At 34.4% G+C, this 3,214-nt stretch carries 3 protein-coding genes; 1 reads left to right on the plus strand and 2 read right to left on the minus strand.

Going from position 1 to position 3,214, the window contains the following annotated elements; translation table 11 throughout:
• Positions 1-576: 576 nt before the first annotated feature.
• Positions 577-1,053, minus strand: a complete 477-nt coding sequence (locus tag F7731_RS26185) for a hypothetical protein (RefSeq protein ID WP_151537685.1) — start codon at positions 1,051-1,053, stop codon at positions 577-579.
• A gap of 1,046 nt (positions 1,054-2,099) precedes the next feature.
• On the opposite strand from F7731_RS26185, the gene F7731_RS26195 reads away from it, so the two are divergent.
• A complete protein-coding gene (locus F7731_RS26195) occupies positions 2,100-2,993 on the plus strand; it encodes an AraC family transcriptional regulator (RefSeq protein ID WP_151537686.1) in 894 nt (297 codons plus the stop codon).
• Positions 2,994-3,129: 136 nt separating this feature from the next.
• On the opposite strand, the gene F7731_RS26200 is transcribed toward F7731_RS26195, so the two are convergent.
• A partial coding sequence (locus F7731_RS26200; protein ID WP_151537431.1) for an IS3 family transposase occupies positions 3,130-3,214 on the minus strand: 85 nt, incomplete at its 5' end.

Consider the following 3,214-nt stretch of genomic DNA (forward strand, 5'->3'; position numbering starts at 1 on the left):
AGGATTTCTCCACCAGTTGCCTGTCAGTTACTGAGCGTCTTGGCACTTACTCAGGTTGGACTTTCACCAACTAGCAATTAACGGCTTGCTGGGCACGCCTTCAATAAGAAAAAGCCATTCTCCTTTTTGAAAAATAGCCCCTGTTAGTTGAACAAAAAGGGATTAGACTCATTATTTTTTACTTGCCTTTAAATTTCCTCTCCATAAACATCCAATATGAAGTTCCGAAAATAAATCCGCATATCATAAAGATTATTATACTCTGAATCATTGTCGTAATATTTTCATTCCAATGTGTCAAAATCGAGTAAATTATACCCACAGGAAGTCCCCATCCAAGAACACCACGAAGTAGTATAAATCTCATCTTCCCTTTTTGAACGTATTTTTACCCACTGCTCATTTTGTTTATTACTCATAAATTCCACCCATTAAGTGATTATAGTAGTAAAACAATAATATCTTAACTTCCCCAAACCTTGTTAAACTAACCTGACCGTTAGCACAACAAGAAAAAAGATGCTGCCGCTGCAACACCTTGTTTAACTCTTGCACTCTTTAGTTCAATAATCAATTTTATATTTTTTTTAGTAATTTAAAGAACGCTTGGATTATTAGACGTGCCAGTGGTGTAGTCAACGGAAGCATAATAAAGGCATAAATTGTTCCCCAAATTAAAACACCATCTTCATTAACACCTGTATACCCACCTGCAGTATAGGTTCTAAGGCTTCCTCCCCTTACAACATACTCTCCAAATAAAACACCAATAGTTCCACTGTATAGTGAGATGAATAATGCCGATATTAAGCTTAATAACCAAAGTTTTTTGTTCGAAACGTTTTCTCGTTTCGTGAAATAAAAACCTAATATCCCAAAGGTTAACATAAAGGGAAAAATTGCTGCGTAATATAGCCAACTCTCGCCAAATAAAGATGTAATGCCACCTGCCAATCCCTGTGCACCCAACATAAACATAAAGGAAATAGAAAACGACATACCAAACCCAAAAATAATTCCAATCACAATTCCTTTTTTATATTTCACGACCATGCTTTACCCCATATTAAACTCTAACGATGCTAAAATTATCCGTTTAATTACTACTTCTACGTCTTACTAAAGAAACCTGCTACTTAAACTAAAATTGTCCGTTAGTTTAAGTACACCATTCACAAACACCATACTATCATTACCATAAGTATTCAATTTTCCAATATTCTTCCTCCATTAAATTGCCCTTTCAAAAAAAAGACGTGTTCCTAAATAAACGCGCCCTATAATTGAAGATCATATAACAATAATTTTAGCTAAATAGCTGCATATGACATCGTACAAAAGCACCCGTAAGTCAACAAGAAAATATACCTTAACTCGATTTTATACTCCTGCCATAATTCTTATGTAGGCGTTCCTTGCATTCCTTCCAATTAGGAATCTTATCATATTCCCAATTAATCTTTTCTAATTTGTCCGCAATTTTCCGTGATATTTTTATAGCCTTTAAATGATTACCCTTATCTCTATACTCTTTCATACATTCTTCATTTTCCCAAACAGTTAGTGTCCAGTATGTGCTCCAACCTTCCTTTTACGAATGAAGAATGTACTAAACCTTCTGCTTTTTTTGATTGAATGACTAATTTAAATGTGGAAAAAAAGATAGGTAACATACGTTTTCCTCTTAAATGTAATCTGGTAACAGAAATCAACATCTATTACATCCTTTCAAAAATAATTTAACATAAATATATTCTTATCTTATTTAAGATACCGTTAGTTAAATACAAATCCTTACCATACCCTCTATATTTTAATATAATTATCCAATCCAAATTTTGAAGTATTATGCAAGAATATGACCCTTAAATGAAAAATGAGCACCTATCTTTTTTGAACTGCACCCTATTGTTGAATATAAACTAATCATATAGATGCCCTTTCAGTGAAGTTACACAGTCTCAATTAACCAAACATTTACTACAAGAGTAGCAAAAGGAATGACAGTTCTGTTTACGAAAGTAAAATGAATATAGCAAAAAATGTTAAGTGCGAATATCCGTTTGCTGTTATAGTGGATGTAGGGTAGGTGAAGGGGTTTGGATTATATAGTTTGTATACAACGAACGCTTGATTACATTGAAGAAAACCTGCATGAACAAATTACTCTAGAGAAATTAGCAGAAATTGCTTGCTTTTCTCCATTTCATTATCATCGGGTCTTCCAGGCAATAGTGGGAGAATCTGTGATGGATTATGTAAGAAAAAGAAGGCTTACAAATGCATCAGAACGTTTATTCTATACAGATGAAAAGGTGATTAATATTGCAATCGATGTTGGTTTTCAATATCAAGAATCTTTCAACAGGGCGTTCAAAAAGTTCTATGGTGTTTCCCCAAAGCAATACCGAAACGCAAAGAGAATATCAGGGCCCTTACGTGGAAAAGCCTACCTGAATACAAAACTATTACCAGGAGGACTTAGGATGGAACCAAAATTAGTCACTAAACCTGCTTTTCACATCATTGGATACGAACTAAAAACAAAGAATGAAGACGGCCAGAACAATAAAGACATTCCTGAATTTTGGCAGCAGTACTTGCGAAATAAACTGGGGTCTAAAATTCCAAATCCAATACACAAAAATGTGGAACTCGGCATTTGCACCAATTTTAATCCTGAAACAGGTGAGTTCGTTTATGTAATTGGAATGGAGGTAAGAGAGGAAACTCAAGCACTTAAAGGAATGGTATACAAAAGTTTCCCTGAGCTAGAATATGCGGTGTTCACTACGCCAAAGTCAAATGATGGAACGTTTACTTCTTCTATTCAGTCCACATGGAATTATATTTTTACAGAATGGTTTCCACAATCAGGTTATGAACATTATGGATCAGTTGAATTCGAACTGTATGACGAAAGATGCTACGGTTCAGAGAACAAAGAAATGGACATCTATATTCCTGTAAAAAAACAAACCGTTAACACTTAAAAGCAAGAATCACATTTATTCATTAGAGGAATAGCGTCAGGAGAATACGATTTACAACATTCGGATATTCCTATACAAAAGCCCTATCTCATATTAATACTGAAGTGACCCCAAAAAGTTAGACACGGTTATTTCATCAGGCAGCTTGCTCAAAATGAGTTCGGTATTGTACCGGGCTCATTTTTAACTTCGCCTTCATCCGTTTTGTATTATAGTATTCT

The organism is Cytobacillus depressus, assembly GCF_008923245.1.
Lineage (GTDB): Bacteria > Bacillota > Bacilli > Bacillales > Cytobacillaceae > Cytobacillus > Cytobacillus depressus.

Excerpts from the sequence above, each read along its gene's own strand:
- F7731_RS26185 (WP_151537685.1), bottom strand. The coding sequence starts at position 1,053 with ATGGTCGTGAAATATAAAAAAGGAATTGTGATTGGAATTATTTTTGGG.